Below are 24961 nucleotides of genomic sequence, written 5' to 3'. Positions count from 1 at the left end.
CCCCCGGGGCGTGGGCCCGCACCGCTGCGCCCGCGGCCCCGCCCGCACCCGCTGGCCTGCGCTGCAACGCACCTGCAACCGTCCCCGACCTACGGTCGCCGCACGGCGCACCGCAACGACGCGGTGCCCCCGGCCGCCGCCGCACCCCGGCGCCGGCCGGCCGTTCTGCACGGAGGGCGCACATGACCGTCTACGCAGCGCCGGGCCAGCCCGGCAGCCCCGCCACCTACCGCGAGCGCTACGACCACTGGATCGGCGGCGAGTTCGTCGCCCCGGCGTCGGGCCGGTACTTCGAGAACCCGTCGCCGGTGACGGGCCGGACGTTCACCGAGGTCGCGCGCGGCGACGCCGACGACATCGAGCGGGCGCTGGACGCCGCGCACGGGGCCGCGCGGTCGTGGGGCCGCACGACGTCGACCGAGCGCGCGGTGATCCTCAACAAGATCGCCGACCGCATCGAGCAGAACCTCGAGATGCTGGCGGTCGCCGAGACGTGGGAGAACGGCAAGCCGGTCCGCGAGACGCTGGCGGCCGACCTGCCGCTCGCCGTCGACCACTTCCGCTACTTCGCAGGGGCGGTCCGGGCGCAGGAGGGCTCGATCTCGGAGATCGACGCGGACACGATCGCGTACCACTTCCACGAGCCGCTCGGCGTGGTCGGGCAGATCATCCCGTGGAACTTCCCGCTGCTCATGGCGACGTGGAAGCTCGCCCCGGCGCTCGCGGCCGGGAACGCCGTCGTCATGAAGCCCGCCGAGCAGACGCCCGCGTCGATCCTGCTGCTGATGGAGCTGATCGCGGACCTGCTGCCCCCGGGCGTCGTCAACGTCGTCAGCGGGTTCGGCGTGGAGGCCGGCAAGCCGCTCGCGTCCAGCCCGCGGATCCGGAAGATCGCGTTCACCGGCGAGACCACGACCGGCCGGCTGATCATGCAGTACGCCAGCCAGAACATCATCCCGGTGACGCTGGAGCTCGGCGGCAAGAGCCCGAACATCTTCTTCGAGGACGTCGCGAGCGCGAAGGACGACTACTACGACAAGGCGCTCGAGGGCTTCACGATGTTCGCGCTCAACCAGGGCGAGGTGTGCACCTGCCCGTCCCGCGCGCTCATCCAGGAGTCGATCTACGACGGCTTCCTCGCCGACGCCATCGCCCGCACCGAAGCGGTGAAGCAGGGCAACCCGCTGGACACGGAGACGATGATCGGCGCGCAGGCGTCGAACGACCAGCTCGAGAAGATCCTGTCGTACATCGACATCGGCAAGGCGGAGGGCGCCAAGGTCCTGACGGGGGGCACCCGCGCGGAGCTCGACGGCGACCTGGCCGGCGGCTACTACGTCACGCCGACGATCTTCGAGGGCAAGAACTCGATGCGGATCTTCCAGGAGGAGATCTTCGGCCCGGTCGTCGCGGTGACGTCGTTCTCCGACTACTCGGACGCGATCCACACGGCGAACGACCCCCTGTACGGGCTCGGGGCCGGCGTGTGGTCCCGCGACGGGTCGATCGCGTACCGGGCGGGCCGGGACATCGAGGCGGGCCGCGTGTGGACGAACTGCTACCACGCGTACCCCGCGGCGGCGGCCTTCGGCGGCTACAAGGGCTCCGGCGTCGGGCGCGAGAACCACAAGATGATGCTCGACCACTACCAGCAGACGAAGAACCTGCTGGTGTCCTACTCCGGGCAGAAGCTCGGGTTCTTCTGAGCCGGCGCGCACGCCCCGCGGCCCGGGCCGGGTGCGACCGGCCGGGCCGCGGGGCGGCGGGAGGAGGGCACGTGGACGACGGCACGACACCCGCGGCGTCCCGGGTCGCGCTGACCCCGGCCGCCGCGGACCTGCTCTGCCGGCTGCACGCGCAGCACGGCGACCTGATGTTCCACCAGTCCGGCGGCTGCTGCGACGGGTCCTCGCCGATGTGCTACCCGGCGGGCGACCTCATCACCGGCGACGCCGACGTGCACCTCGGCGACCTGCGGGTCGACGACGACGTCGCGGTCCCGGTGTGGATGAGCCGGGCGCAGTTCGCGTACTGGCGGCACACGCACCTGACGATCGACGTGGTGCCCGGGCGCGGGGCCGGGTTCTCGCTGGAGGCGCCCGAGGGGGTGCGGTTCCTCATCCGCTCGCGCCTGCTGACGGACGACGAGTGGCGGGCGTCGGCGGCCGCGGGGGAGGCGCCGACGCTGCTGCACGGATCCGCCTGAGGCGGGGGATGGCGCCCGCGCGCGCGGCGGGCGAGACTGGCGGCGCGACGACGACGTCGAAGGGGGTGGGCGTGCCGACCGACGGGCTCGACCCGGCTCGCCCCGACGCGACCGCCGTGGCGCGCGTGCGCGCCGCCCACGAGCGGTTCGTCACCACCGGGACGCCCGTGCCGGGCATCCGTCCCGTCGTCGCGGACTCCTGGCTGCGGAGCCTGCGCAGCGGCATCGACCCCGAGCGCCCGGCCCCTCCGGTCACGCTGACCGACGCCGACCTGCGCGCGTACCGGCGGGAGCACCCGCTGCGCGCCGCGCTGCCCGTGGTGCGCGGCCTGCTGCTGGACGCGGCGGTCGGCGAGGGGTTCGTCGTCGCGCTCGCGGACGTCGACGGCCGGCTGCTCTGGGTGGCGGGCGACCCGGGGGTGCGCCGCGCCGTCGAGGGTGTCGGGTTCGTCGAGGGCGCCGCCTGGGACGAGCGGCACGCCGGGACGAACGCTCCCGGGACCGCGCTGGCCACCGGGCACGACGTGCAGGTGCACGCCGCCGAGCACTGGACCCGCGCCGTGCACCCCTGGTCCTGCACCGCCACCGTCCTGAGCGGGCCCGACGGGCGGATCCTCGGGGCGCTCGACGTCACCGGGCGGGAGGCGGCCGCCTCCGGCCTCATGCTCTCCCTCGTGCGGGCCACCGCCGCCGCCGTCGAGGCCGACCTCCGCGCCCGCAGCCTCGCCCGCGGCGTCGCGCTGCCCGCGGCCGCCGGCCCCGCGACCCGGCTGGAGGTGCTGCGGCCCGGGTCCGGCGTCCTGGTCCGGCCCGGCGAGCCCGCGCGGCCGCTGTCCCTGCGGCACGCCGAGCTGCTGCTCCTGCTCGCCGAGCACCCGCGCGGCCTGCACGCCGACGAGCTCGCCGTCCTGCTGCACCCGGACGCCATGTCCGACGTCGCGGTCCGCGCCGAGGTGTCCCGGTTGCGCCGCGCCGCCGGGTCGCTGGTCGCGCACTCCCGGCCGTACCGGCTGGCGGAGCCGCTGGGCACCGACGCCGCCGCCGTGCGCGACGCCCTGGCCGCGGGGGACGTGCGGGCGGCGCTGGACCGCTACGCCGGGCCGGTGCTGCCGCGCTCGCGCGCCCCCGGGGTCGAGCGGGTGCGCGACGCCCTGGCGTCGGACCTGCGCGCCGGGGTGCTCGCGGCGGGCGACGCCGTCGCGCTCGAGCGGTGGCTGGACCGCGACGAGGGCGCGGAGGACTGGCAGGGCTGGGAACGACTGGTGGCGGTCACCGCGCCGGGGACCGCGGCGCACGCGCGGGCGGTCAGCCGGCTGGAGCTGCTCGTGCGGTGGCTGGGGGCGGGGCCGGCGACGCACCCGTGGCGGTGAGACCCCGGGGGCGCGCGCGGCCGGGATGACGTAGCGTGCGTGGGCATCCGCACGTCGAGCGTCCGCTCATGCCCCCGGCTGGGAAGTCGACCCCCAGCCGTCCGGAGATCGCATGACCGCCGACGCACCCACCGTCCGCCGCGGCCAGGCCGCCGCCACCGGCTCCTACCAGGAGCTCTCCCAGCGGGTCCGCGAGGCCGGGCTGCTGTCCCGCACCCGGGCGTTCTACGTCTGGCTGCTCGTCGGCCTCGGGCTCGCCCTGGTCGCGCTGGCCGCCGGGGCCGTGCTGCTGGGGGACTCCTGGTTCCAGCTGCTGATCGCCGCCGGGCTGGGCGTCGTCCTGACGCAGGTCGCGTTCGTCGCGCACGAGGCGTCGCACCGGCAGGTGTTCGCGTCCGGTCCCGCGAACGACCGGCTCGGCCGGGTGCTCGCCAACGGCGTCGTCGGCATCAGCCACCAGTGGTGGATGTCCAAGCACTCCCGGCACCACGCCAACCCGAACCGGGTCGGCAAGGACCCGGACATCGCGCCGGACACGATCGTGTTCCTCCCGCAGGACGCCGCGTCCCGCGGGCGGGTCATGGCGGCGCTGGCGCGGATCCAGGGCTGGGCGTTCTTCCCGCTGCTCACGCTCGAGGGGCTGAACCTGCACGTCACGTCGGTGCGGTCCCTGCTCGCGGCGGAGCGCGGGGCGGCGCGCACCCGCGAGCTCGTCATCATCGCGGTGCGCCTGAGCGTGTACGTCGCGCTCGTCCTCTGGCTGCTGCCGACCGGGCTCGGGTTCGCGTTCCTCGGCGTGCAGCTCGCCGTCTTCGGCGTCTACATGGGCGCGTCGTTCGCGCCGAACCACAAGGGCATGGCCGTCATCCCGGAGTCGAGCCGGCTGGACTTCCTGTCCAAGCAGGTGCTCACGTCCCGGAACATCTCCGGCGGCGGCGTGATGAGCGCGCTCATGGGCGGGCTCAACTACCAGATCGAGCACCACCTGTTCCCGAGCATGCCGCGCCCGCACCTCGCGCGCGCCCGCCGGCTGGTCCGGGAGCACTGCGCCCGGCACGACGTGCCGTACACGGAGACGACGCTGCTGCGGTCCTACGCGATCGTCGTGCGGTACCTCAACGAGGTCGGCCTCGCGGCCCGCGACCCGTTCGACTGCCCGCTCGTCCGGAAGTTCCGGGCGGTCTGAACGCACGACCGGCCGCCCCGCACGAGGCGGGACGGCCGGTGGGCGCGCGACGTCAGGCCGGGCGGATGTTCGCCGCCTGCGGGCCCTTGGGGCCCTGGGTGACGTCGAACTCGACCTGCTGGTTCTCGTCGAGGGTGCGGTAGCCGCCCGTGCTCTCGATCGCGCTGTAGTGCGCGAACACGTCCGGGCCGCCGTCGGCCGGGGCGATGAACCCGAAGCCCTTCTCGGCGTTGAACCACTTCACGGTCCCGATGGCCATGGTGTCTTCTCTCATTCGAACGGAGGGGCCGCGGTCGCGACCCCTCGAGCCGCGCCCCGGCGGGCGCGGACAGCGGGGGAGGCGTGCACGGGCCGTGCACGCCGGGGCCTGCGCCGCGGGGCGCAGGAGGTCGGTGGCGTCCTGCCGGGTGGCGGCGGTGCCGACGGGGCGGGACAGGTGGTCGAACACGCGGTGGCGGTCGCCCTCGCGGGCCACCATGCCGGCGTACTCGCCGTCGCGGGTGGCGACCCAGAGGTCGTCGGCGGCCTGGCGCCAGGACAGGCGCGGCGCGGCCGGGGAGGTGGCGGGGGAGACGGCCGCGAAGGCGGCCGGGGAGATCGTGCGGAAGGGCTGGACTGGCCGCGGGGCGGCCGTGGACTGCGTGATGATGACTGCTCTCACTCCGCGGCGCGGAGGTGGTGGTACGGGCGGGTCTGGACGGCCGGGCATCGACGCCGAGGAGCCGTTCGCCGCAGCGGGGAGGTCTCTCGTCCCCGCGGATCGAGTGCGGCCATCGTACACGGGGCCGCGGCGGGCCCCGCCGGCGTCGGGGCGGCGGTGGTAGGTTCGCCCCCGTGGAGATCGAGGTCGACAGAGGCTAGCCGCCGCGCCGCGGTGGCCTGCACCCGGGTGGACGGCGCGACGCGCGCCGGCCGATGAGCGTCCCCCCGCCGGACGCGCCCCGAGGCCTCGACGTACCCCTGCGCGGACCCTTCGCGCGCCGCACCCCCGGTGCGCGCGCGCCGTCCCCCGACCGCAGCACCCACCCCGAGGACCCCGCATGTCCAAGCCCGCCATCGTCCTGCACGACGTCACCTTCGCCTGGCCCGACGGCGCCGTCGCGCTCGCGCACCTCGACGGCACCCTCACGACCGGCCGCACCGGCCTGGTCGGCCGCAACGGCGCCGGCAAGTCGACGCTGCTCCGGCTGGTCGCCGGCCTGCTCGCGCCCAGCTCGGGCCGGGTCGAGACCACCGGCGACGTCGGCTACCTCCCGCAGACCCTGACCCTGCGCCGCGACGCCACGGTCGCCGAGCTGCTCGGCATCGACGGGGTGCTCGCGGCGCTGCGCGCCATCGAGGCCGGCGACGTCGACGAGCGGCACTTCGACGCCGTCGGCGACGACTGGGCCGTCGAGTCCCGCGCCGACGAGGCGCTGCACCAGATCGGCCTCGGTGGCACCGACCTCGACCGGCGCGTCGCCGAGGTGTCCGGCGGCGAGGCGATGCTCATCGCCCTCACCGGCCTGCGCCTGCGCCGCACCCCGATCACCCTGCTCGACGAGCCGACCAACAACCTCGACCGCCCGACGCGCGCCCGGCTCGCGGAGCTCGTCGACCAGTGGCCCGGCACCCTCGTGGTCGTCAGCCACGACCTCGAGCTCCTCGAGCACATGGACGCCACGGCCGAGCTGCACGACGGCGCCCTCGACACCTACGGCGGGCCGTACAGCGCCTGGCGGGAGCACCGGGACCAGGAGCAGGCGGCCGCCGTGCAGGCCGCCCGCTCCGCGCAGCAGGCCCTCCGCGTCGAGAAGCGGCAGCGCGTCGAGGCCGAGACCACGCTCGCCCGGCGGGCACGCACCGCGCGGGCGACGCAGGCCTCCGGCGGCATCCCGAAGATCCTCGCCGGCAACCGGGCCTCGCGCGCCCAGGCGTCGGCGGGCGCGCTGCGGTCCACGCTCGACGGGCGGGTCGAGGCCGCGCGGGCCGCCGTCGACGCCGCCGACGCGCGCGTCCGGGACGACGAGCACATCCACCTCGTCCTGCCCGACCCCGGCGTCCCGCGCGGCCGGCGCCTCGCCGAGCTGCACGACGAGGACCGCACCCTGGTCGTCCAGGGGCCCGAGCGGGTCGCGCTCGTCGGCCCCAACGGCTCGGGGAAGTCCACGCTGCTGGCGCAGGTGGTCCACGGGACCGCGCCTGTCCCGGGGCGGCCGCACGGGCGGCTGCTCACCGACCGCGTCGGGTACCTGCCGCAGCGGCTCGACGGCCTGGACGACGACGCCGGGGCGCTCGAGAACGTGCGCGCCGTGGCGCCGGGGACGCCGCCCGGGACGATCCGCAACCAGCTCGCCCGGCTCCTGCTGCGCGGCGACGCCGCCGACCGGCCCGTGCGCACCCTGTCGGGCGGGGAGCGGTTCCGGGTCGCGCTCGCGCGGCTGCTGCTCGCCGAGCCTCCCGCGCAGCTGCTCGTGCTGGACGAGCCGACGAACAACCTCGACATCGCGTCCGTCGAGCGGCTGGCCGAGGCGCTGGACGCGTACCGGGGGGCGCTGCTCGTGGTCAGCCACGACGCGGCGTTCCTGCGGCGGATCGGGGTGGGGAGCGTCGTGGAGCTGGACGGCAACGGGCGGATGCGGCAGGTGGGGGAGGTCGGGTGAGGGCCCGGGTCAGTTGAGGCCCGACGTCACCAGCACCCGGGCGTAGTACCGCGGCCGGACGACGTCGGGGCTCGCGATCCACTCGCCGTCGACGGTCAGGCCGCCGAGCCGGAGGTGCCGGCCCGCGGCGAGCGGGGCGTCGTCCGCGTCGGGGAGGTGCAGGTGCTGGTGCGCCAGCGGGGCGCCCGCGAGGTCGGTCAGGCTCAGCGTCCAGCGCACCTGGCCGCCCTCCGGCGCGGCGGCGTCGAGCATGACGACCCGCGCCCGGCCGCACACGGAGGCCGCGAGCTGGTCGAGCCGCTGCGCCAGCGGGCCGAGGCCTCTGCAGTCCACGGGGGCAAGCCAACTCCTGCGGTGCCTGTCACGGCAAGGGGTCGGGCGGGTGGAGGGTGCCCCCAGCAGGACTCGAACCTGCAACCGACGGATTAGAAGGCCGTTGCTCTATCCATTGAGCTATGGAGGCGCGACCCGCCCCCGCGCGGGGAACCGGTCCGGTCCAGGGTACGCGTCCGGCCGCCCCCGTCCCGCGCGTGACCGCGGCACGGATTCGCAGGTCGCACGGCGCGGAGGTTTGGCCGGGGCCCTGTGGACGGGCGAGGATGTGGACGTGAATGCGCAGGCGGGGAGCTCGGCCGCGAGGGACGTCCTCGACCGGCCGCTCGCCGCCACGTCCCTGCTCGACGCGCTGACCGACCTGCTGCGCGACGTGCGGGCCACGGCGTTCCCGCTCGACGTCCCGGGGGCCGAGTCCGCGCGGGCGTCCCGGACGCGGCTGGTCGACCAGCTCGCGGACCACCTCGTGCCCCGGCTGCGGCAGCTCTCGGCGCCGGCGATCGTCGTGGTCGCGGGGTCGACGGGCGCCGGCAAGTCGACGCTGGTGAACTCCCTGGTGGGGGAGGAGGTCAGCGAGGCGGGCGTGCTGCGGCCGACCACCCGCCGGCCGGTGCTGGTGCACCACCCGGAGGACGCCGAGCTGGTGCGCGAGCACCCCGTGACGGACGCCGTCGACGTCGTGGCCTCGGACCGGGTGCCGCGCGGGATCGCGCTGATGGACGCCCCGGACGTGGACTCGGTGCTGGAGAGCAACCGCCGCTCGGCGCACCGGCTGCTCGAGGCCGCCGACCTCTGGCTGTTCGTCACGACCGCGGCCCGGTACGGCGACGCGCTGCCCTGGCGGGTGCTCGGCGAGGCCACGGACCGCGGGGCGTCGGTGGCGATGGTGCTGAACCGCGTCGACCCGGCGTCGCTGCCGACCGTGCGCGGGGACCTGCTGGAGCGGCTGCGCGGGCACGGGATGCAGGGGTCGCCGCTGTTCGTGGTGCCGGACCTCGGGCCGCACGAGGGGTTGCTGGACGCCGCGCGGGTCGCGCCGATCACCCGCTGGCTGACCATGCTGGCCGGGCCGGACCGGGCGCGGACCGTCGTGGCCCGGACGCTGCGGGGCTCGCTGGCGGCGCTGCGGCCGTGGGTGGACGAGCTCGCCGAGGCGGTCGACACGCAGGCCGAGGCGGCGACGACGATCCGGGAGGCGCTGGACGACGCGGTGCGCGGACCCGCCGAGGAGGCTCGCCGGACGGTCGCCCGCGGCGCCGTCGCGCAGGGCGCGGCGCAGGCCCGGTGGGCCGAGCTCACCGCGCCGGGTGCGCCGCTCGCCGACGTGGTGCGGGGGTCGGGGCGGGTGGACCGCTCCCGCCGCACCGGGCGTGAGCGCGCGACCGCCGTGCTGCCGCTGGTGCAGGACCTGGTGTCGTCCGCGGCGTCCACGCTCGCCGCCGTGGGGGCCGCCGCCGAGCGGGAGCTGCGCGACGCCCTGGCCACCGGCCCGGCGGGCGGGACGTCGGTGGCCGCCGACTGGCCGGACCGCGCCGCGGACCGGCCGCGCGAGGTCGAGCGCGCCGCGCGCGAGTGGGTCGCCGGGGCCGTCGAGGTGCTCGATGACGCATCGGCCGTCGAGCCGGCCCCGGGCGCCGACCGCGCCGCCCGTCGTGCCGCCGCGAAGGCCGGCAAGCGGGCCGCGGCCGCCCGGCGGGCGCTCGGTGACGAGGGGCTCGCCGCGCTCGCGCTGGCCGCCGCCGCGGGACTCGACGCCGCCGGCCGGATGCTGGTGGACCTGCTCGGCGCGCAGGGCAAGGCGGCCGTCGCCGCGCTGCGCGACCGGCTGGCCGAGCACGCCGCCGACCAGGCCGGGCGCGAGCGCGACGCGGCCGCCGCCGTGCTGGACCGTCCCGAGCTGCGCCCGGACGCGGCCTCGCTGCTGCGCCTGCGCCTCGCCGTCATCAAGGGGCTGACATGACCGACGAGCCCGTGGTCCCCGCGTCCGAGGCCGACCCGCGCAGCGACACCGCCGCGCTCACCCGCCGGCTCGCCCGGCTGGACGAGGCCCTCGCCGTCGGCGGCGACCGCATCGACGCCGCGACCGCCACCCGCGTCCGGGCGATCGGCGACCAGGTCCGGGCCCGGCTCGCGCTCGGGGTCGACCACACCGTCGTGGCGCTGCTCGGGGGGACGGGGTCGGGCAAGTCGAGCCTGTTCAACGAGATCTGCGGCCTGGACTTCGCCGAGGTCGGGGTCAAGCGGCCGACGACCGCGCACGCCGCCGCCTGCGTCTGGGGGAGCGGCGGCGAGGCGCTGCTCGACTGGCTCGAGGTCGAGCCGGACCGGCGGATCGAGCGGGAGAGCGCCCTCGACGGCGAGACCGAGGCGCCGCTGCGCGGGCTCGTGCTGCTCGACCTGCCGGACCACGACTCGATCGAGCCCGCGCACCGCGCGGCGGTGGACCGGCTGCTGCCGATGGCCGACCTGCTGGTCTGGGTCGTCGACCCGCAGAAGTACGCCGACGACGCCCTGCACTCCGGGTACCTGCGCCGGCTCGTCGGGCACGAGGGCGCAATGATCGTCGTGCTCAACCAGGTGGACACCGTGCCTGCGGAGCAGCGGGAGCCGCTGGTCGCGGACCTCGGGCGGCTGCTGGTGGAGGACGGGCTCGCGGGCGTCGAGGTCCGCACCGCCTCCGCCCGGACCGGCGAGGGCGTCGCGGAGATGCGGGACACCCTGGCGCGCGTGGTCGCCCGGCAGAGCCTGGCCGCCCGCCGGGGGTCCGCCGAGATCGCCGACGCGGCGCGGCTGGTGTCGGCGGAGGTCGCCGACGCCGAGCCCGCCGACGAGACCCTGGACGTCACCCCGGTCGCGATCACGCTCGCGCAGGCGGCCGGGCTCCCGGCGATCGCCGACGCCGTGGCCGCTGTCGTGCGCGGGAGCGAGGACCCGGTGCCGTCGTTCGTCGCCGTGCAGCCGGGCGCCGTCGCGCTCGCGCGCGGGCAGTGGGCCGACAGCGTGACCGCGCGGCTGCCGCGCCGGTGGGCGGAGTCCGTGCGCGCGGGGCTGGCGGGGACCGACGAGATCCGGGCGGACGCCGACGAGGCGCTGTCCCGGGTCGCGGTCGTGGCGCGGCGGTCGGGGCTCGCGGCGACGCTGTCCGCCCTGACGTTCGTGCTCGCGGTGTCCGCGGTGATCGCGCTGGCCATCGGCACCGGGCTCGCGCTCGGCAGCGGCGGGGTGGCCGACGCGCTGCGCCCGGCGTGGCCGCTCGCGGTGGTGCTCGCCGCGCTGGCGGTGCTGTGCGGGGTGCTGGCGGTGCGCGCCCGGCGCTCGGCGGCGCTGCGGCGGGCCGAGGGGGTCCGGCGCGACGGGCGCGTGGCGCTCGAGGGGGTGGCCGAGCGCTGCCTGGCCGCGCCGACGCGCGCCGTCCTCGCGGAGCACCGGCGGGTCCGTGAGCTGCTCGCGGGGGCGCGCGAGGGCTGAGGCCGCGGCCAGGATCCGCGTGATCACGGGTCACCGACTCCTCCACAGGCGGCGACGGCGTGCGTGGTCCCCAGGTCGGGCGGTGCGCGGGCCCACAGACCCCGGTCGACGCGGCAGCGTTCCCGTCACGGCCGGCCCGTCCGGGCGCCGGCACGGACGAGGAGGACGCATGGCGGTCAACGAGCTCAGCCTGACGGTGGTCGGCTGGGTGGGCAGCGAGCCCACCCTGCACGTCAACGACGAGGGGCGGGTCCCGTTCACGAAGTTCCGGCTCGCCAGCACGCCGCGCGTGTACGACCGGGAGCAGGACGCGTACGTCGACGCCCCGACGAACTGGTTCACGGTCAAGGCGTTCCGGAGCCTGGCGAGCAACGTCGCCGCGTCGGTGCGGCGGGGCGACCCCGTCGTCGTGCACGGGCGGCTCCGGCTCGACGACTGGACCTCGCCCGAGGGGCACACCCGCACGACCGCCGAGCTCGTCGCCGAGGCCGTCGGGCACGACCTGGGGCGCGGGCGGACCGACTTCATGCGGACGGTGCACGACGGGGGCCAGGCGGGGAGCCACGCGGCGGGCGCGGCGGGCGGCGCGGCGGACGGGCGGGCGGCGGACGCGGAGGCGGGCGCCGGCGAGGGGCTGCGGCTCGCGGCGCCGGTCGACCTCAGCGGGGCGACGGTGCTGGACGACGAGCCGGCGACCGGGACCTGAGCCGCCCGCGGGCGGGGTGCGGGCGGGGCGCGCGAGGACGTGCCCGCGCGCCGGCGGGCGGGGTGGTCGCGGGGGCCGTGTCCCCAGCGCGCGGATCGCCTAGGCTGGGGGACCGCGACGTCGCCCGGCACCCCGCCCGACCGCCCGCCCCCGCGCGGACGCGACGCGACGCGCACCACCTGAGCACCCGACGAGCACCGAGGCGGACGAAGAGCCAGTGGCTGAGTTCATCTACAGCATGTACAAGGCGCGCAAGGCGCACGGCGACAAGGTCATCCTCGACGACGTCTCGCTGAACTTCCTGCCCGGCGCCAAGATCGGCGTCGTCGGGCCGAACGGCGCGGGCAAGTCGACCATCCTCAAGATCATGGCCGGGCTGGACCAGCCCTCGAACGGCGAGGCGCGCCTCAGCCCCGGCTACACGGTCGGCATCCTGCAGCAGGAGCCGCCGCTGAACGAGGAGAAGACGGTCCTCGGCAACGTCCAGGAGGGCGTCGCGGAGATCAAGGGCAAGATCGACCGGTTCAACGAGATCTCCGCCCTCATGGCGGAGCCCGACGCCGACTTCGACGCGCTGCTCGCCGAGATGGGCCAGCTCCAGGAGGCCATCGACGCCGCCGACGCGTGGGACCTCGACGCCCAGCTCGAGCAGGCGATGGACGCCCTGCGCTGCCCGCCGCCGGACGCCGACGTGTCCGTGCTGTCCGGCGGTGAGCGCCGCCGCGTCGCGCTGTGCAAGCTCCTGCTCGAGAAGCCCGACCTCCTGCTGCTCGACGAGCCCACCAACCACCTCGACGCCGAGAGCGTGCTGTGGCTCGAGCAGCACCTCGCGTCGTACCCGGGCGCCGTGCTGGCCGTCACCCACGACCGGTACTTCCTCGACCACGTCGCGGAGTGGATCTGCGAGGTCGACCGCGGCCGGCTGTACCCGTACGAGGGCAACTACTCGACGTACCTGGAGAAGAAGCAGGCGCGCCTGGAGGTCCAGGGCAAGAAGGACGCGAAGCTCGCGAAGCGCCTGAAGGACGAGCTGGAGTGGGTCCGCCAGTCGGCGAAGGGCCGCCAGGCGAAGTCGAAGGCCCGCCTGGCCCGCTACGAGGAGATGGCGGCCGAGGCGGACCGCACCCGGAAGCTGGACTTCGAGGAGATCCAGATCCCGCCGGGCCCGCGCCTGGGCAACGTCGTGCTCGAAGCCACGGACCTGCAGAAGGGCTTCGACGGGCGCACGCTCATCGACGGCCTGAGCTTCACGCTGCCGCGCAACGGCATCGTCGGCGTCATCGGCCCGAACGGCGTCGGCAAGACCACGCTGTTCAAGACGATCGTCGGCCTGGAGCCACTCGACGGCGGGTCGCTCAAGGTCGGCGAGACCGTGTCGGTGTCGTACGTCGACCAGTCGCGCGGCGGCATCGACCCGAAGAAGACCCTGTGGGAGGTCGTGTCCGACGGGCTCGACTTCATCAAGGTCGGGAACGTCGAGATGCCGTCCCGCGCGTACGTCGCGTCGTTCGGCTTCAAGGGCCCGGACCAGCAGAAGCCCGCGGGCGTGCTGTCCGGCGGCGAGCGCAACCGCCTGAACCTCGCGCTCACCCTCAAGCAGGGCGGCAACCTGCTGCTCCTCGACGAGCCGACCAACGACCTCGACGTCGAGACCCTCGGCTCGCTGGAGAACGCCCTGCTCGAGTTCCCGGGCTGCGCCGTCGTGGTGTCCCACGACCGGTGGTTCCTCGACCGGGTGGCGACGCACATCCTCGCCTACGAGGGCACCGAGGAGGACCCGGCCAGCTGGTACTGGTTCGAGGGCAACTTCGCCTCGTACGAGGAGAACAAGGTCAGCCGGCTCGGCGCCGACGCGGCCCGGCCGCACCGGGTGACGTACCGCAAGCTCACGCGCGACTGACGCGCACCACCGCCGGCGGCGGGCGCCCGAGGAGGGTGCCCGCCGCCGTCGTGCGTCCGGGGGCGGGCGGTGGACCCATGGGCGACGGGGGTCCCCTGGGCGCGGGGCCGTCGCCGAGTGGAGGGTTCTGCCCGACACGCCCGGCGTGTCGCAGCAGAAGCCTCCTCTCGACGTGCGGGCCACTCGGCGTGCGGGCCTGACGGCGCGCGCGGGCCTGCGCGTCAGCGCAGCGGCTCGCTCGCCCGACGGCCGGGCGTCCCGGCGGGCGGACCGGCAGACTGGCCCCATGGCCGACCCGACGCCCCCCGCGGACCCCGCGCCGCCGACGGTCGCGACCGCCGCCCTGGTCGACGCGCTCGAGCGCCTGCACCTGCGCCTCGGTGACCTCCCGCTCCCGCTGGACGTCCCCGGTGCCGCCGACGCCCGCGCGGACCGGGCCGCCGCCGTCGCGCAGCTCGACGACTACCTCCTCCCGCGCCTGCGCGCCGAGGGGGCCCCGCTGCTCGTCGTGGTCGGCGGCTCGACCGGGGCGGGGAAGTCGACCCTGCTGAACTCCCTGCTCGGCGAGCGGGTCAGCGTCCCGGGCGTGCTGCGGCCGACGACCCGCTCGCCCGTGCTCGTGCACCACCCGCTCGACGCCCGGTGGTTCACGGGGGACCGGGTGCTCCCGGGGATGGCCCGGGTCACCGGTGCGGCCCCGGGGGTGGCCGAGTCCGGGGACGACGGCGCCGCCGCCCTGCGGCTGGTCCCCAGCGAGGCACTGCCCCGCGGGCTGGCGCTGCTCGACGCCCCCGACGTCGACTCGGTGGAGGTCGCGAACCGCCGGCTCGCCGCGCAGCTGCTCGCCGCTGCGGACCTGTGGCTGTTCGTCACGACGGCCGCCCGGTACGCGGACGCGGTGCCCTGGGACCTGCTGCACGGCGCGGCCGAGCGGCACGCCCAGGTGGCGCTGGTCGTCGACCGGGTGGACCCGGGGTCCGAGGCGGCGGTCGCGGACCTGCGCCGGATGCTCGACTCGGACGGGCTCGTGGACGCGCCGCTGTTCGCCGTGCCGGAGGGGCTGGACGACGGCGGGATGCTGCCCGAGGCGGCGGTCGGGCCGGTGGCGGCGTGGCTGTCGGACCTGGGTGGGGACGCGGCGGCGCGCCGGTCGGTCGCGGTGCTGACCAGGGACGGCGCGGTGGACGACCTGGTCCGGCGGGCGGCGCGCCTCGCGGACGCGGCGGACGAGCAGGTCGCGGCGGGCGCCCGGCTGCGGGCCGCCGTCGACCGGGCCTACGGGGACGCGCGGGCGCAGGTGGCCGCCGCGACCTCGGACGGCGCCCTGCTGCGCGGCGAGGTGCTGGCGAGGTGGCAGGAGTTCGTCGGGACGGGCGACCTGGTGCGCGCGGTCGAGCGGCGCGTCGGGCGGGTGCGGGACGCCGTCACCGGGTTCCTGCGCGGCCGTCCCGCGCCGGTGCCGCCGGTCGAGCAGGCGATCGCGCACGGGCTCGCGGCCGTGGTGCTCGACGCCGCGGACGGGGCGGCGGAGCGCACGCACGCGGCGTGGCGCGGGGACCCCGCGGGCGCGGGGCTGCTGCCGGACCTCGACCTGTCCCGGGCGTCCGCCGCGCTGCGGGCCGAGGTCGACGGGCAGGTGCGGGCCTGGCAGGCGGACGTGCTCGAGCTGGTGCGCGAGCAGGGCGCGGAGCGGCGCGGGACGGCGCGGGCGCTGTCGTTCGGCGTGAACGCGCTCGGGGTGAGCCTCATGGTCCTGGCGTTCGCCTCGACGGGCGGGCTGACCGGCATCGAGGTGGGCATCGCCGGCGGCACTGCCGTCGTGGCGCAGAAGCTGCTGGAGGCGGTGTTCGGCGACGACGCGGTGCGCCGGCTGACGGCGACGGCGCGCGAACGGCTGGACGAGCGCGTCCGCGCGGTGCTCGCGGGCGAGGCCGACCGGTACACGGCGCAGCTCGACGCGCTCGGCCTGACGGCGGGCGACGCGCTGCGGGCCGTGACGGACGCCGCGCGCGCCGCCTCGGGGACGGAGCGGGCGGCGCGCGGGACCGGGTCGCAGGACGACCGCCCCGCGGCCGCACCGCACCGCCTGCGGGGCGCCGACGCCGCCCCGCCGCCGGAGGACGCGCCCCCGGCACCGCGGCGCCCGGGGTTCTGGCGCCGGCTGCTCGGCGGGGCGGACGCCGGATGACCGCGCTCGCGGACCGCGTCGCCGCCCTCGCCGCGGCGCTCGACGCGGGGGAGGGCCGCCTGCCGGCCGACGTCGTGGCGGACGGGCGCGCCGTCGTCGCGCGGGCCGGCGAGCGGGTGGCGCTCTCGGCGGAGCACACCGTCGTCGCCCTGGCCGGCGCGACCGGATCCGGGAAGTCGTCGCTGCTCAACGCCCTGGTCGGCCGGGAGGTCGCGCGCGCGGGCGTGCAGCGGCCGACCACCGGTGAGGCGCTGGCCGTGGTGCGGGGCGCCGGGGCGGAGCCGCTGCTGGACTGGCTCGGGGTCCGGCAGCGGCACGCGCTGCCCGACGAGCCGGGTCGCGGCGGCCTGGTGCTGCTCGACCTGCCCGACCACGACTCGGTCGTGCGGGAGCACCGGGTCCGCGCGGAGCACCTCATCGCCCGCGTGGACCTGCTGGTCTGGGTGGTCGACCCGCAGAAGTACGCCGACGCCGCGCTGCACGAGCGGTACCTGCGGCCGCTGGCCCGGCACGCCGACGTGCTGGTCCTCGTACTCAACCAGGCCGACCGGCTGGACCGGGCGGAGACGGATGCGGTGCTCGGCGACCTGCGCCGGCTGGCCGCCGAGGACGGGCTCGGGCCGGTGCGGGCGCTGGCCGTGTCGGCGCGCACGGGCGACGGGCTGCCGGACCTGCGCGCGCTGCTCGACGCCGCGGCGGCCCGCCGGGAGGCGGCGAACCGCCGGCTGACCGCGGACGTCGAGGTCGCGGCGCGCCGGGTGCTGGAGGCGTGCGGGGAGGGTGCGCCGCGCCGACGCGGGCGGCCCGCCGACGACGGTGCGCTCACCGCGGCCCTCGCGGACGCCGCCGGGGTCCCGCTCGTCGTGGACGCCGTGCGCCGGGCGTCCGTCCGCCGAGCGACCGCCTCCGCCGGCTGGCCCCCGGTCCGCTGGCTCCAGCGTCTGCGCCCCGATCCGCTGCGCCGCCTGCACCTGGACGGCGAGGCGCGCGCGGCGGTCGAGCGCACGTCCCTGCCCGTCCCCGGGCCGGCCACCCGGGCGGCCGCGGCGACGGCGGTCCGGCGGTCGGTGGACGCGACGACCGCGGGCGCGCCGGACGCGTGGGCGCTCGCGGTCCGTTCGGCGGTGGGTGCGCCGGACCTCGGCGACGACCTGGACCGGGCGGTCGCCGGGACGCCGCTGCTCGCGGAGCGCGCCCCGGGCTGGGCCCGCGGGCTGGGGCTCGTGCAGTACGTGCTGCTCGGGGCGGCGGTCGCAGGGGCGCTGTGGCTCGGCGTGCTCGCGGTCCTCGCCTACCTGCGGCTCCCGGAGCCGCGGACGCCCGAGTGGGGGCCGTTCCCCGTGCCGACGGCGCTGCTCGGCGGCGGGCTGCTCGCCGGGCTCGTGCTCGCGCTGCTCGCCGGGCTGGTCGCGCGGCTCGTGGCGCGGCGGCGCGCGCGGCGGGCCCGGGCCCGGCTGCACGCGGCGGTCGCGGCGGTCGCCCGTGAGCGGGTCACCGGACCCGCGGAGGCGGTGCTCGCCGACCTCGCGACCTGCCGCGAGCAGGCGCGCCGCGCCGCGGGCGACCGGCGGCGGTGAGACGGACGCGACGGGCCGCCGACGCCCGCGTCCCGTCGCCGCGGGTGCAGGATGCTCGGGGAGCCCGGTCGGGGCTCGGCGACGGACGGAGGACGGATGAGGCTGCAGGTGCCGGTCCAGCTGCGGTGGTCCGACATGGACGCGTACGGGCACGTGAACAACGTCGAGCTGCTCCGGCTGCTCGAGGAGGCGCGGATCGAGGCGTTCTGGGCGCACCCTGCGCCGGCGCCGGGGCCCACCGCGCCCGACCGTCCCGCGTGGCCCACCGCCGTGCTGGACGCCGGCCCGGGTGCGGCCACCGCGACGCTGGTCGCCCGGCAGGAGGTCGAGTACCTGCGGCCCCTCGGGTACCGGCGGACGCCGGTGGTGGTCGACATGTGGATCGGGCACCTCGGCGGCGCGAGCATCGACGTCTGCTACGAGGTGCACGACGGCGACCCCGCGGCGACCGACGCCGCCGGCCCGTACGCCCGGGCGGTGACCACGCTGGTCCTGGTCGACCCGGCGAGCGGGTCGCCGCGCCGCATCGGGGACGTCGAGCGCGCCGCGTGGCTGCCGTACGTGGAGTCCCCGCCGGTCTTCCGCCGCCGCGGACGCTGACCCCCGGGCGCAGGGGATCCAAAGCACGGGCGACAGCGCGCGGCGGGCGGGCGCCGGTCAGCGGTCCCTGCGGGCGCGCTCCGCGGTCTCGGCCGCGCGGGCGATGTTCCGCTGCATCCCGCCGAACACCACGCCGTGGAACGGGTACACCGACCACCAGTAGAGCTGCCCGAGCAGCCCGTGCGGGTGGAACACCGCACGCTGCGCGAACGTGGTCGGCGCGCTCGTCCACCGGTCGGAGCCGGGGTCGGCGCCGTCGTCGTCGGGCTCGACACGCAGCTCCAGCCACGCCAGCCCGGGCACCCGCATCTCGGCCCGGAGCCGCAGCAGCCGCCCCGGGTCGACCTCCTCGACGCGCCAGAAGTCGACGGCGTCGTCCACGACCAACCGGCCCGGGTCCCGCCGCCCGCGGCGCAGGCCCGGGCCACCGACCAGCCGGTCCGCGAGCCCGCGCACCCGCCACGCGAGCGACCAGGAGTACCAGCCGCGCTCACCCCCGACCGCCTCGAGGACCCGCCACAGCGCCGCGGGGGAGGCGTCGACGGTGGTCCGGCGCTCGTCCACGTAGAGGGAGCCGCCGGCCCAGTCGGGGTCGGAGGGCAGCGGGTCGCTGGGCACGCCGGGCAGGCTCGCCGACGACCACCGGGTCGTCACGTCGGCCTCCCGGACCCGCGCGAGCGCGAGGCGCACGGCCCGGTCGAAGCCGATCAGCCCGCCGGGCGGGTCGGGCACGTGCTCGGCGACGTCGTGCTCGCCGCACACCACCTCGTGCACCAGCGACTCGACGAGCGGCCGCGCGAGCCCCGACGGGACCGGCGTCACGAGCCCGACCCACAGGCTGGACAGCCGCGGGGTGAGCACACCGACGCCGACGATCACCCGCCGCGGCAGCCCGGCGACGGCGGCGTACCGCTGCATCATGTCGCGGTACGTGAGCACCTCGGGGCCGCCGATGTCGAAGGCCCGGCTGACGTCCGGCGGCATCGCGGCCGAGCCGACCAGGTAGCGCAGCACGTCCCGCACGGCGATCGGCTGGATGCGGTCGTCGACCCAGCGGGGCACGGTCATCGCGGGCAGCCGCTCGGTGAGGTACCGCATCATCTCGAACGACGCGGACCCGGACCCGAGGATCACCGCGGCGCGCAGCACCGTCGTCGGGACGCCGGACGCGAGCAGGATGTCCCCGACCTCCCGCCGCGACGCCAGGTGCGGGGACAGCTCCTCGACGTCCGGGGCGAGCCCTCCGAGGTAGACGATCCGCCCGACGCCGGCCTCCCGCGCCGCACGCCCGAACGTCAGCGCGGTCGCCCGGTCGCGCTGCTCGAACCGCCGACCGCTGCCGAGGGAGTGGATGAGGTAGTACGCGACGGCCACCCCGTCCAGGGCGTCGCGGATCTGCCCGGAGTCGCCGGCGTCGGCCTGCGCGACCTCGACCGCGTCGTACCAGGGCCGGCCGCGCAGCCGCTCCGGGCGGCGGGCGATCGCCCGCACCCGGTAGCCCGCCGCGAGCAGCTCGGGGACCAGCCGCCCGCCGACGTAGCCCGTGACGCCGGTGACCGCGACGAGCGGGGCGTCGGGACGGGGCCGCCCGTCGGGGCCGAGCCCGGGGACCAGCCCGGGCAGGGTGCGGGCCACCGGCTCGGGCAGCAGGTCGTCGGCGACGGGGGAGGTGTCGGGCACGGTCGCAGTGTCCGCCGGGCGCCGCGGTGCCGCATCCCGGCCGCGGCGCCCCGGCGCCCTCGCGCCCCCTGCGCCCGCCGGTGCGATGATCGGCCGCATGACGGACGCGACGGGCACCGGACCGGACTGGGCGGCGGTCGACGAGTACCTGGTGGCGACGCTGGTCGACGAGGACCCGAGCCTCGCGGCGGCGCGCGACCACGGCAGGGCCGCCGGGCTCCCGGCGATCGAGGTCGCGCCGACCCAGGGCAAGCTGCTCGCGCTGCTCTGCACGATGACCCGGGCCCGCCGGGTGCTGGAGTTCGGCACGCTCGCCGGGTACAGCGCGCTGTGGTTCGCGCGCGCCGTCGGACCGGAGGGGCACGTCACCACGCTCGAGCTCGACCCGGCGCACGCCGCGGTCGCGCGGGACAACCTGGCGCGCGCCGGGGTGGCGCACCGGGTCGAGGTCCTCGAGGGGCCGGCCGAGCGGTCCGCGCAGGCGCTGGCCGACGCCGGCACGGAGCCGTTCGACCTGGTGTTCATCGACGCCGACAAGCCGAGCAACGCCCGGTACCTGGAGCAGGCCGTCGCGCTGTCCCACCCGGGGACGGTGATCGTGGTCGACAACGTGGTCCGGGCCGGGGCCGTGGCCGACGCGGGCTCCGACGACCCGCGCGTGCTGGGCTCGCGCCGGGTGCTCGCGGCGCTCGCGGAGCACCCGCGCCTGGACGCGACCGCGCTGCAGACGGTCGGGTCGAAGGGCTGGGACGGGTTCGCGCTGGCGGTCGTGACGCACTGACGCGGGCGCCCGTGCCCCGGGGCCGCCGGACGCCCGGCCGCCCGGCCCGCGGGGCCCGTCAGCCCGCCAGCAGTGCCAGCGTCTCCTTCTCCGCGACCGCCTGCGACCGCGTCGGCCGGATCGTGCTGCCCTGCGCCCAGAGCTCGACCACCCGCGGGTCGATGTAGGACGCGCGGCACACCGCGGGGGTGTTCCCCAGCTCGGTCGAGACGTCCTTGACGACCTGCGCGACGACCCGCCGCCGCCCGCGCTCCGACGCCGGCGCCGGCCCGGAGGCCGCCAGCCCGCGCGCGGCGAGCACGGTGGCGTGCCACGTCCGGAAGTCCTTCGGGCTCGCGTCCGGGCCGAGCCGCAGCTTCACGTCGGCGCCCACCTCGGCGCTCGTGATGTCGTGCCACCCGTCGTCGTCCTGCCACGCCAGCAGCTCCGGACCGCCGCCGCGCCGCCGCATCAGCGTGCCGACCAGTGCCGCGACCTGCTCGTCCTCGACGACGACGTCCCGCACCTGACCCGACTTCGCGGGGTAGCGGAACCGCACGGCGTTCTCGGCGCCGTCGTCGTCGGTGAGCACCTGCACGTGCTCCCGGCGCAGCGTCGCCAGGCCGTACGAGCCGTTCCGCTGCGCGTAGCCCTCGCCGCCCGCCCGGAAGTACGCGAGGTCGAGCAGCCGGAACGACAGCGCCAGCGCCTTCGCGCGGGGGAACCCGGGCAGGGCCAGGTCGCGGCGCACCGAGCGGCGCGCGGACGGCAGCCGGCGGGCGACGTCGAGCACGTGGTCGTGCTTCAGCCGGTCGCGGCGCCGCCGCCACTGCTCGTGGTAGAGGTACTGCCGCCGCCGGGCGTCGTCCAGGCCGGCCGCCTGGATGTGCCCGTTCGGCCACGGGCTGATCCACACGTCCTGCCACGCCGGCGGGATGGCCAGCGCGACGATCCGGTCCAGGTGCTCGGGGTCGCTGATCCGGACCAGGTCCGCGTCCAGGTAGGCGAACCCCCGCCCCGCACGGCGCCGGGTCCACCCCGGGGAGTCGATCCGGACCCGTCGCAGCCTCACCACGCAGACACGGTGCCCCCGGTCCGCGGGTTCCGCCAGCGGAGGGGCGTCAGTCCGGGACCCGGACCATGCCCTCCTGCGCGATCGTCGCGACCAGCACGCCGTCGCGGCGGAACACCCGGGTGCTGCCCAGGCCGCGGCCGCCCTGCGCGGTGGGGCTGTCCTGGTCGAACAGCAGCCAGTCGTCCACCCGCACGTCCCGGTGCCACCACATCGCGTGGTCCAGGCTCGCCACCGACAGCCCCGGGGTCAGCCAGGACAGGCCGGCGCGGCGCAGCACCGGCTCGAGCATGATCTGGTCGCACGCGAACGCCAGCACCGCGCGGTGCAGCAGCGCGTCGTCGGGCAGGGCGCCCTTGGTGCGCATCCACACCCGCTGCCGGCCGTCGGGCGCGGGCGCCGGGCCGAGGTACAGCGAGCCGCCGACGTGCCGGACGTCGAACGCGCTCTCGTGCGTCCAGAACCGGGCGAGCGGGTGGTCGAGGTGGCCCATCCGGTCCATCGCCGACTCGACGTCCTCCGGCGCGGGCACGTCCGGCATCGGCTGGCCGAGCTCGACGCCCGGCTGGTGCTCCTGGAAGGACGCGATCATCGACAGGATCGGGCCGTCGCCCTGCGCCGCGTGCGTGCGGCGGGCCGAGAAGGACCGGCCGTCGCGCAGCCGCTCCACCGACAGGTCGATCGGCCGCGTCGTGTCGCCGGCGCGCAGGAAGTACCCGTGCAGCGAGTGCGGCAGCCGGCCCTCGGGCACCGTGCGCCCGGCGGCGACCAGCGCCTGGGCGATCACCTGGCCGCCGAACACCCGGCCGTCCGGCTTCGGGAGGTTCGAGGCGGTGAACTCGTCCGTCCCGGCCGGCGCGACGTCCAGCAGGTCCAGGAGGGCGGCGATCGGGTCCGTGGTCGGGGCGGTCGCGCCCGGGGCTGCTGCGTCGGTCACGCCGGTCAGGATCTCACGGGTGCGAGGCGGTGTTGACGAGTGAGTGGGCCGCCCGCTCCAGGTAGTCCCAGAGCACTGCGTGGTGCATCGGGGGCAGCCCGAGCGAGTCGACCGCGTCCCGCATGTGGGCGAGCCACCGGTCCCGGGCGTCGGTGTCGACGGGGAACGGGGCGTGCCGCATCCGCAGCCGGGGGTGCCCCCGCTCGGCCGAGTAGGTGGTCGGGCCGCCCCAGTACTGCTCGAGGAACATCGTCAGCCGCCGGCGGGCCGGGCCGAGGTCTCCTGGCGGGTACATCGGGGCGAGCACCGGGTCGGCCGCGACGCCCTCGTAGAACCGGTCGACCAGGCGGACGAACGTGTCGTGGCCGCCGACCTGCTCGTAGAACGCGTCGCGCTCCCGCGGCTCGGCCGGGGTCGTGACGGCGGTCAGGGGCAGCGCCGTCGGTCCGGACCCGGGCGCGGGGTGCTGCGAGGGTGGCGGCTGGGCGGTCATGCCGCCAGTGTCGCACCGCGGGCGGCCGGACCCGCGCCGCGCGGACTAGGGTGGACGGCAGGCGGCCGCCCCCCGGCGGCCCGCGGGGGGATGGCGGCAGATCCGGCACACGACGGGGGTTCGATGAGCAAGGCAGAGCAGATCCTGGTGGCGCTGGGCGGCGGCGGCAACGTCGTCGACCTGGAGCCGTGCATCACGCGGCTGCGGGTCGAGGTGACCGACCCGCAGCAGGTCGACGACGCGGCGCTGAAGGCGACCGGCGCGTTCGGCGTCGTGCGGTCCGGCCGCATCGTGCAGGTCATCGTGGGCCCCGAGGCGGACAACCTCGCTGCGGAGCTCGACACCCTGCGCTGACGCGGCCACGGAGCCCCGGGACCGACGACGGTCCCGGGGCTCCGTCGTGCCCGGGCCGCGCCGCGCCGGCCTGGCCGCGCCGGCCTGGCCTGCTCTGCCCTGCCCTGGTCCACCCCGCACTGGTCCGCCCGCGCGGGGATCACCGCGCCTCGGCTCCCACCGAGTGGAGGGTTCTGCCGCGACACGCCGGGCGTGTCGGGCAGAACCCTCCACTCAGCGGGCTGGGCGGGCTGGGCGCGCTGGGCGGGCTGGGCGCGCTGGGCGGGTCCAGCGGGTCCACCGCGCCCGGCGGGTCGGGGTCAGCGGTCCTCCTCGGGGGCCGGCTCGACGTCGGCGCCGCCCGCGAGACGCTCGCGGTGCGCGTCCAGGAGCTCCCGCTGGCCGGCGAGCGGCACGCCCGCGGCCTCCAGCGCCTCGCGGACGGACGCGCGCAGCGCCCGGGCCACGGCCCACTGCCGGGACGGCGCGGTCCGCTGGGTGACGCGCACCGTGACGGCGTCGAACGTCAGGTCCTCCGCGGTCGTGACGCTCGCGGAGCCCTCGACGGCCTCGCCGAGCTCGGGGTCCTCCGCGAGCCGCGCGGCGGCGGCGACCAGGATCTCGCGCACCTCGTCGAGGTCGGCGAAGTAGTCGACCTTCACCTCGACGACGGCGTTCGCCCAGCCCTGGGTCTTGTTGCCGACGCGGAGCATCGAGCCGTTCGGGACGTACCAGAGCGTGCCCTCGGAGTCGCGGATCTTCGTCACCCGCAGCCCGACGGCCTCGACGGTGCCCTGCGCGGGCCCCGCGTCCACCACGTCGCCGACGCCGTACTGGTCCTCCAGCAGCATGAAGAGGCCGGACAGGAAGTCCTTCACCAGGCTCTGGGCGCCGAAGCCGAACGCGACGCCGACGATCCCGGCCGACGCGATGAACGGGGCGATGTTCACGCCGAGCTGGTCGAGGATCAGCAGCACCACGATCGACCCGATGACGATGCCCGCGGTGGACCGCAGGACCGAGCCGATCGTGCGCGCGCGCTGGGTGCGGCGGGCGTTCGCCACGGGGGTGACCTTGCGCAGGGCGGCGGCCACCTCGGCACCGCCGAGCGGGCGGACGATGCCGCGCTGCAGCAGGGAGGTGCCGTCGGCGATGTGCTCGGTGACGGCCTTGATGAGGCGCCGGACCAGCAGCAGGCTGACGCCGCCGATCACGATGATGAGCGCGATGCGCAGGCCGGGGCCGAGCAGCCAGTCGACGACCGCGTTCGCGCCGTCGGTCAGCTGCTCGGTGGGGGCGGGCTCGTCGGCGAAGGGCAGCACGGAGGGGAGGGACGACCAGATCACCGGGCCACGCTAGCCGCCGGACCGGTCCGCGCGCCGCCGCCCGGGCCCCCGCGCCCCGGGACCCGCACCCACCCCGCACACGGCCCGCACACACCCTCGGGGCGGGGCGGGCGCGGCGGGGCGGTCGTGCGCCGAGGTCGAGGGCTCCGCGCCCCGCTCCGGCG

Annotated in this window: 21 protein-coding genes and 1 tRNA gene; 14 read left to right on the top strand and 8 right to left on the bottom strand. The window is 77.0% G+C overall.

Annotation, left to right across the window (positions count from 1 at the left end):
• The first annotated feature begins 182 nt into the window (after positions 1-182).
• From exaC to HNR08_RS01050, 4 genes are all read left to right on the top strand, one after another.
• Entirely contained in the window at positions 183-1706 is a 1524-nt protein-coding gene (exaC, locus tag HNR08_RS01065; RefSeq protein WP_146840095.1) for an acetaldehyde dehydrogenase ExaC, read from the top strand.
• Positions 1707-1777: 71 nt separating this feature from the next.
• On the top strand, positions 1778-2206 hold the full coding sequence (locus HNR08_RS01060) for a DUF779 domain-containing protein (protein WP_146840093.1): 429 nt from the start codon (positions 1778-1780) through the stop codon (positions 2204-2206).
• A 71-nt stretch (positions 2207-2277) separates the two neighbouring features.
• On the top strand, positions 2278-3576 hold the full coding sequence (locus HNR08_RS01055) for a sigma-54-dependent transcriptional regulator family protein (protein WP_221286292.1): 1299 nt from the start codon (positions 2278-2280) through the stop codon (positions 3574-3576).
• A 112-nt stretch (positions 3577-3688) separates the two neighbouring features.
• A complete protein-coding gene (locus HNR08_RS01050) occupies positions 3689-4762 on the top strand; it encodes a fatty acid desaturase family protein (protein WP_146840091.1) in 1074 nt (357 codons plus the stop codon).
• Positions 4763-4814: 52 nt separating this feature from the next.
• On the opposite strand, the gene HNR08_RS01045 is transcribed toward HNR08_RS01050, so the two are convergent.
• Complete coding sequence (locus tag HNR08_RS01045) at positions 4815-5021, bottom strand: cold-shock protein (protein ID WP_146840106.1); 207 nt, start codon at positions 5019-5021, stop codon at positions 4815-4817.
• 781 nt (positions 5022-5802) lie between these two features.
• Between HNR08_RS01045 and HNR08_RS01040 the strand changes: the two genes are divergently transcribed.
• Positions 5803-7404: an ABC-F family ATP-binding cassette domain-containing protein gene (locus HNR08_RS01040; RefSeq protein WP_146840089.1), complete on the top strand. Its 1602-nt coding sequence runs from the start codon at positions 5803-5805 to the stop codon at positions 7402-7404.
• A gap of 9 nt (positions 7405-7413) precedes the next feature.
• On the opposite strand, the gene HNR08_RS01035 is transcribed toward HNR08_RS01040, so the two are convergent.
• Positions 7414-7737, bottom strand: a complete 324-nt coding sequence (locus HNR08_RS01035; protein ID WP_146840087.1) for a hypothetical protein — start codon at positions 7735-7737, stop codon at positions 7414-7416.
• A 57-nt stretch (positions 7738-7794) separates the two neighbouring features.
• A tRNA-Arg gene (locus tag HNR08_RS01030) sits at positions 7795-7867 on the bottom strand.
• 144 nt (positions 7868-8011) lie between these two features.
• Here HNR08_RS01030 and HNR08_RS01025 point away from each other — a divergent pair.
• The 7 genes from HNR08_RS01025 (at position 8012) to HNR08_RS00995 (ending at position 18176) form a co-directional block, all read left to right on the top strand.
• Entirely contained in the window at positions 8012-9697 is a 1686-nt protein-coding gene (locus HNR08_RS01025; protein WP_183834719.1) for a GTPase domain-containing protein, read from the top strand.
• The gene (locus HNR08_RS01020) at positions 9694-11205 is read left to right on the top strand and encodes a GTPase (RefSeq protein WP_146840085.1); all 1512 of its coding nucleotides are present in this window, start codon (positions 9694-9696) and stop codon (positions 11203-11205) included. Before HNR08_RS01025 ends, HNR08_RS01020 begins: the two co-directional genes overlap by 4 nt.
• Before the next feature lie 169 nt (positions 11206-11374).
• Positions 11375-11911, top strand: coding sequence for a single-stranded DNA-binding protein (locus tag HNR08_RS01015; RefSeq protein ID WP_146840083.1), 537 nt, complete (start codon positions 11375-11377; stop codon positions 11909-11911).
• A 217-nt stretch (positions 11912-12128) separates the two neighbouring features.
• The gene (gene ettA / locus HNR08_RS01010) at positions 12129-13811 is read left to right on the top strand and encodes an energy-dependent translational throttle protein EttA (RefSeq protein ID WP_146840081.1); all 1683 of its coding nucleotides are present in this window, start codon (positions 12129-12131) and stop codon (positions 13809-13811) included.
• Positions 13812-14097: 286 nt separating this feature from the next.
• Positions 14098-15999 carry a GTPase domain-containing protein gene (locus HNR08_RS01005; RefSeq protein WP_183834717.1) on the top strand — a complete coding sequence of 634 codons (1902 nt, stop codon included), beginning with the start codon at positions 14098-14100 and terminating at the stop codon, positions 15997-15999.
• Positions 15996-17576 (top strand): GTPase, encoded by a 1581-nt coding sequence (locus tag HNR08_RS01000; protein ID WP_146835695.1) that lies wholly within the window; start codon positions 15996-15998, stop codon positions 17574-17576. Before HNR08_RS01005 ends, HNR08_RS01000 begins: the two co-directional genes overlap by 4 nt.
• Before the next feature lie 96 nt (positions 17577-17672).
• Positions 17673-18176 carry an acyl-CoA thioesterase gene (locus tag HNR08_RS00995; protein ID WP_146835693.1) on the top strand — a complete coding sequence of 168 codons (504 nt, stop codon included), beginning with the start codon at positions 17673-17675 and terminating at the stop codon, positions 18174-18176.
• 57 nt (positions 18177-18233) lie between these two features.
• Here HNR08_RS00995 and HNR08_RS00990 read toward each other — a convergent pair whose 3' ends face one another.
• Positions 18234-19856, bottom strand: a complete 1623-nt coding sequence (locus HNR08_RS00990; RefSeq protein ID WP_246802997.1) for an SDR family oxidoreductase — start codon at positions 19854-19856, stop codon at positions 18234-18236.
• A gap of 97 nt (positions 19857-19953) precedes the next feature.
• Between HNR08_RS00990 and HNR08_RS00985 the strand changes: the two genes are divergently transcribed.
• Positions 19954-20637, top strand: coding sequence for an O-methyltransferase (locus tag HNR08_RS00985; RefSeq protein ID WP_146835690.1), 684 nt, complete (start codon positions 19954-19956; stop codon positions 20635-20637).
• A 58-nt stretch (positions 20638-20695) separates the two neighbouring features.
• Here HNR08_RS00985 and HNR08_RS00980 read toward each other — a convergent pair whose 3' ends face one another.
• The 3 genes from HNR08_RS00980 to HNR08_RS00970 are packed head-to-tail and all read right to left on the bottom strand — an operon-like array spanning position 20696 to position 23118.
• Entirely contained in the window at positions 20696-21691 is a 996-nt protein-coding gene (locus tag HNR08_RS00980) for a DNA topoisomerase IB (RefSeq protein ID WP_146835687.1), read from the bottom strand.
• Between the two features lie 46 nt (positions 21692-21737).
• The gene (locus tag HNR08_RS00975; protein WP_146835683.1) at positions 21738-22625 is read right to left on the bottom strand and encodes an acyl-CoA thioesterase; all 888 of its coding nucleotides are present in this window, start codon (positions 22623-22625) and stop codon (positions 21738-21740) included.
• A 13-nt stretch (positions 22626-22638) separates the two neighbouring features.
• Positions 22639-23118 (bottom strand): globin, encoded by a 480-nt coding sequence (locus HNR08_RS00970; RefSeq protein ID WP_146835680.1) that lies wholly within the window; start codon positions 23116-23118, stop codon positions 22639-22641.
• A 123-nt stretch (positions 23119-23241) separates the two neighbouring features.
• Between HNR08_RS00970 and HNR08_RS00965 the strand changes: the two genes are divergently transcribed.
• On the top strand, positions 23242-23472 hold the full coding sequence (locus HNR08_RS00965) for a PTS sugar transporter subunit IIB (RefSeq protein ID WP_146835677.1): 231 nt from the start codon (positions 23242-23244) through the stop codon (positions 23470-23472).
• A gap of 299 nt (positions 23473-23771) precedes the next feature.
• On the opposite strand, the gene HNR08_RS00960 is transcribed toward HNR08_RS00965, so the two are convergent.
• The gene (locus tag HNR08_RS00960) at positions 23772-24797 is read right to left on the bottom strand and encodes a mechanosensitive ion channel family protein (RefSeq protein ID WP_246802996.1); all 1026 of its coding nucleotides are present in this window, start codon (positions 24795-24797) and stop codon (positions 23772-23774) included.
• Positions 24798-24961 lie beyond the last annotated feature (164 nt).

Origin of the sequence: Cellulomonas hominis (genome assembly GCF_014201095.1) — a bacterium.
Classification (GTDB): domain Bacteria; phylum Actinomycetota; class Actinomycetes; order Actinomycetales; family Cellulomonadaceae; genus Cellulomonas; species Cellulomonas hominis.
This window is presented reverse-complemented; position numbering and strand designations above follow the sequence as displayed.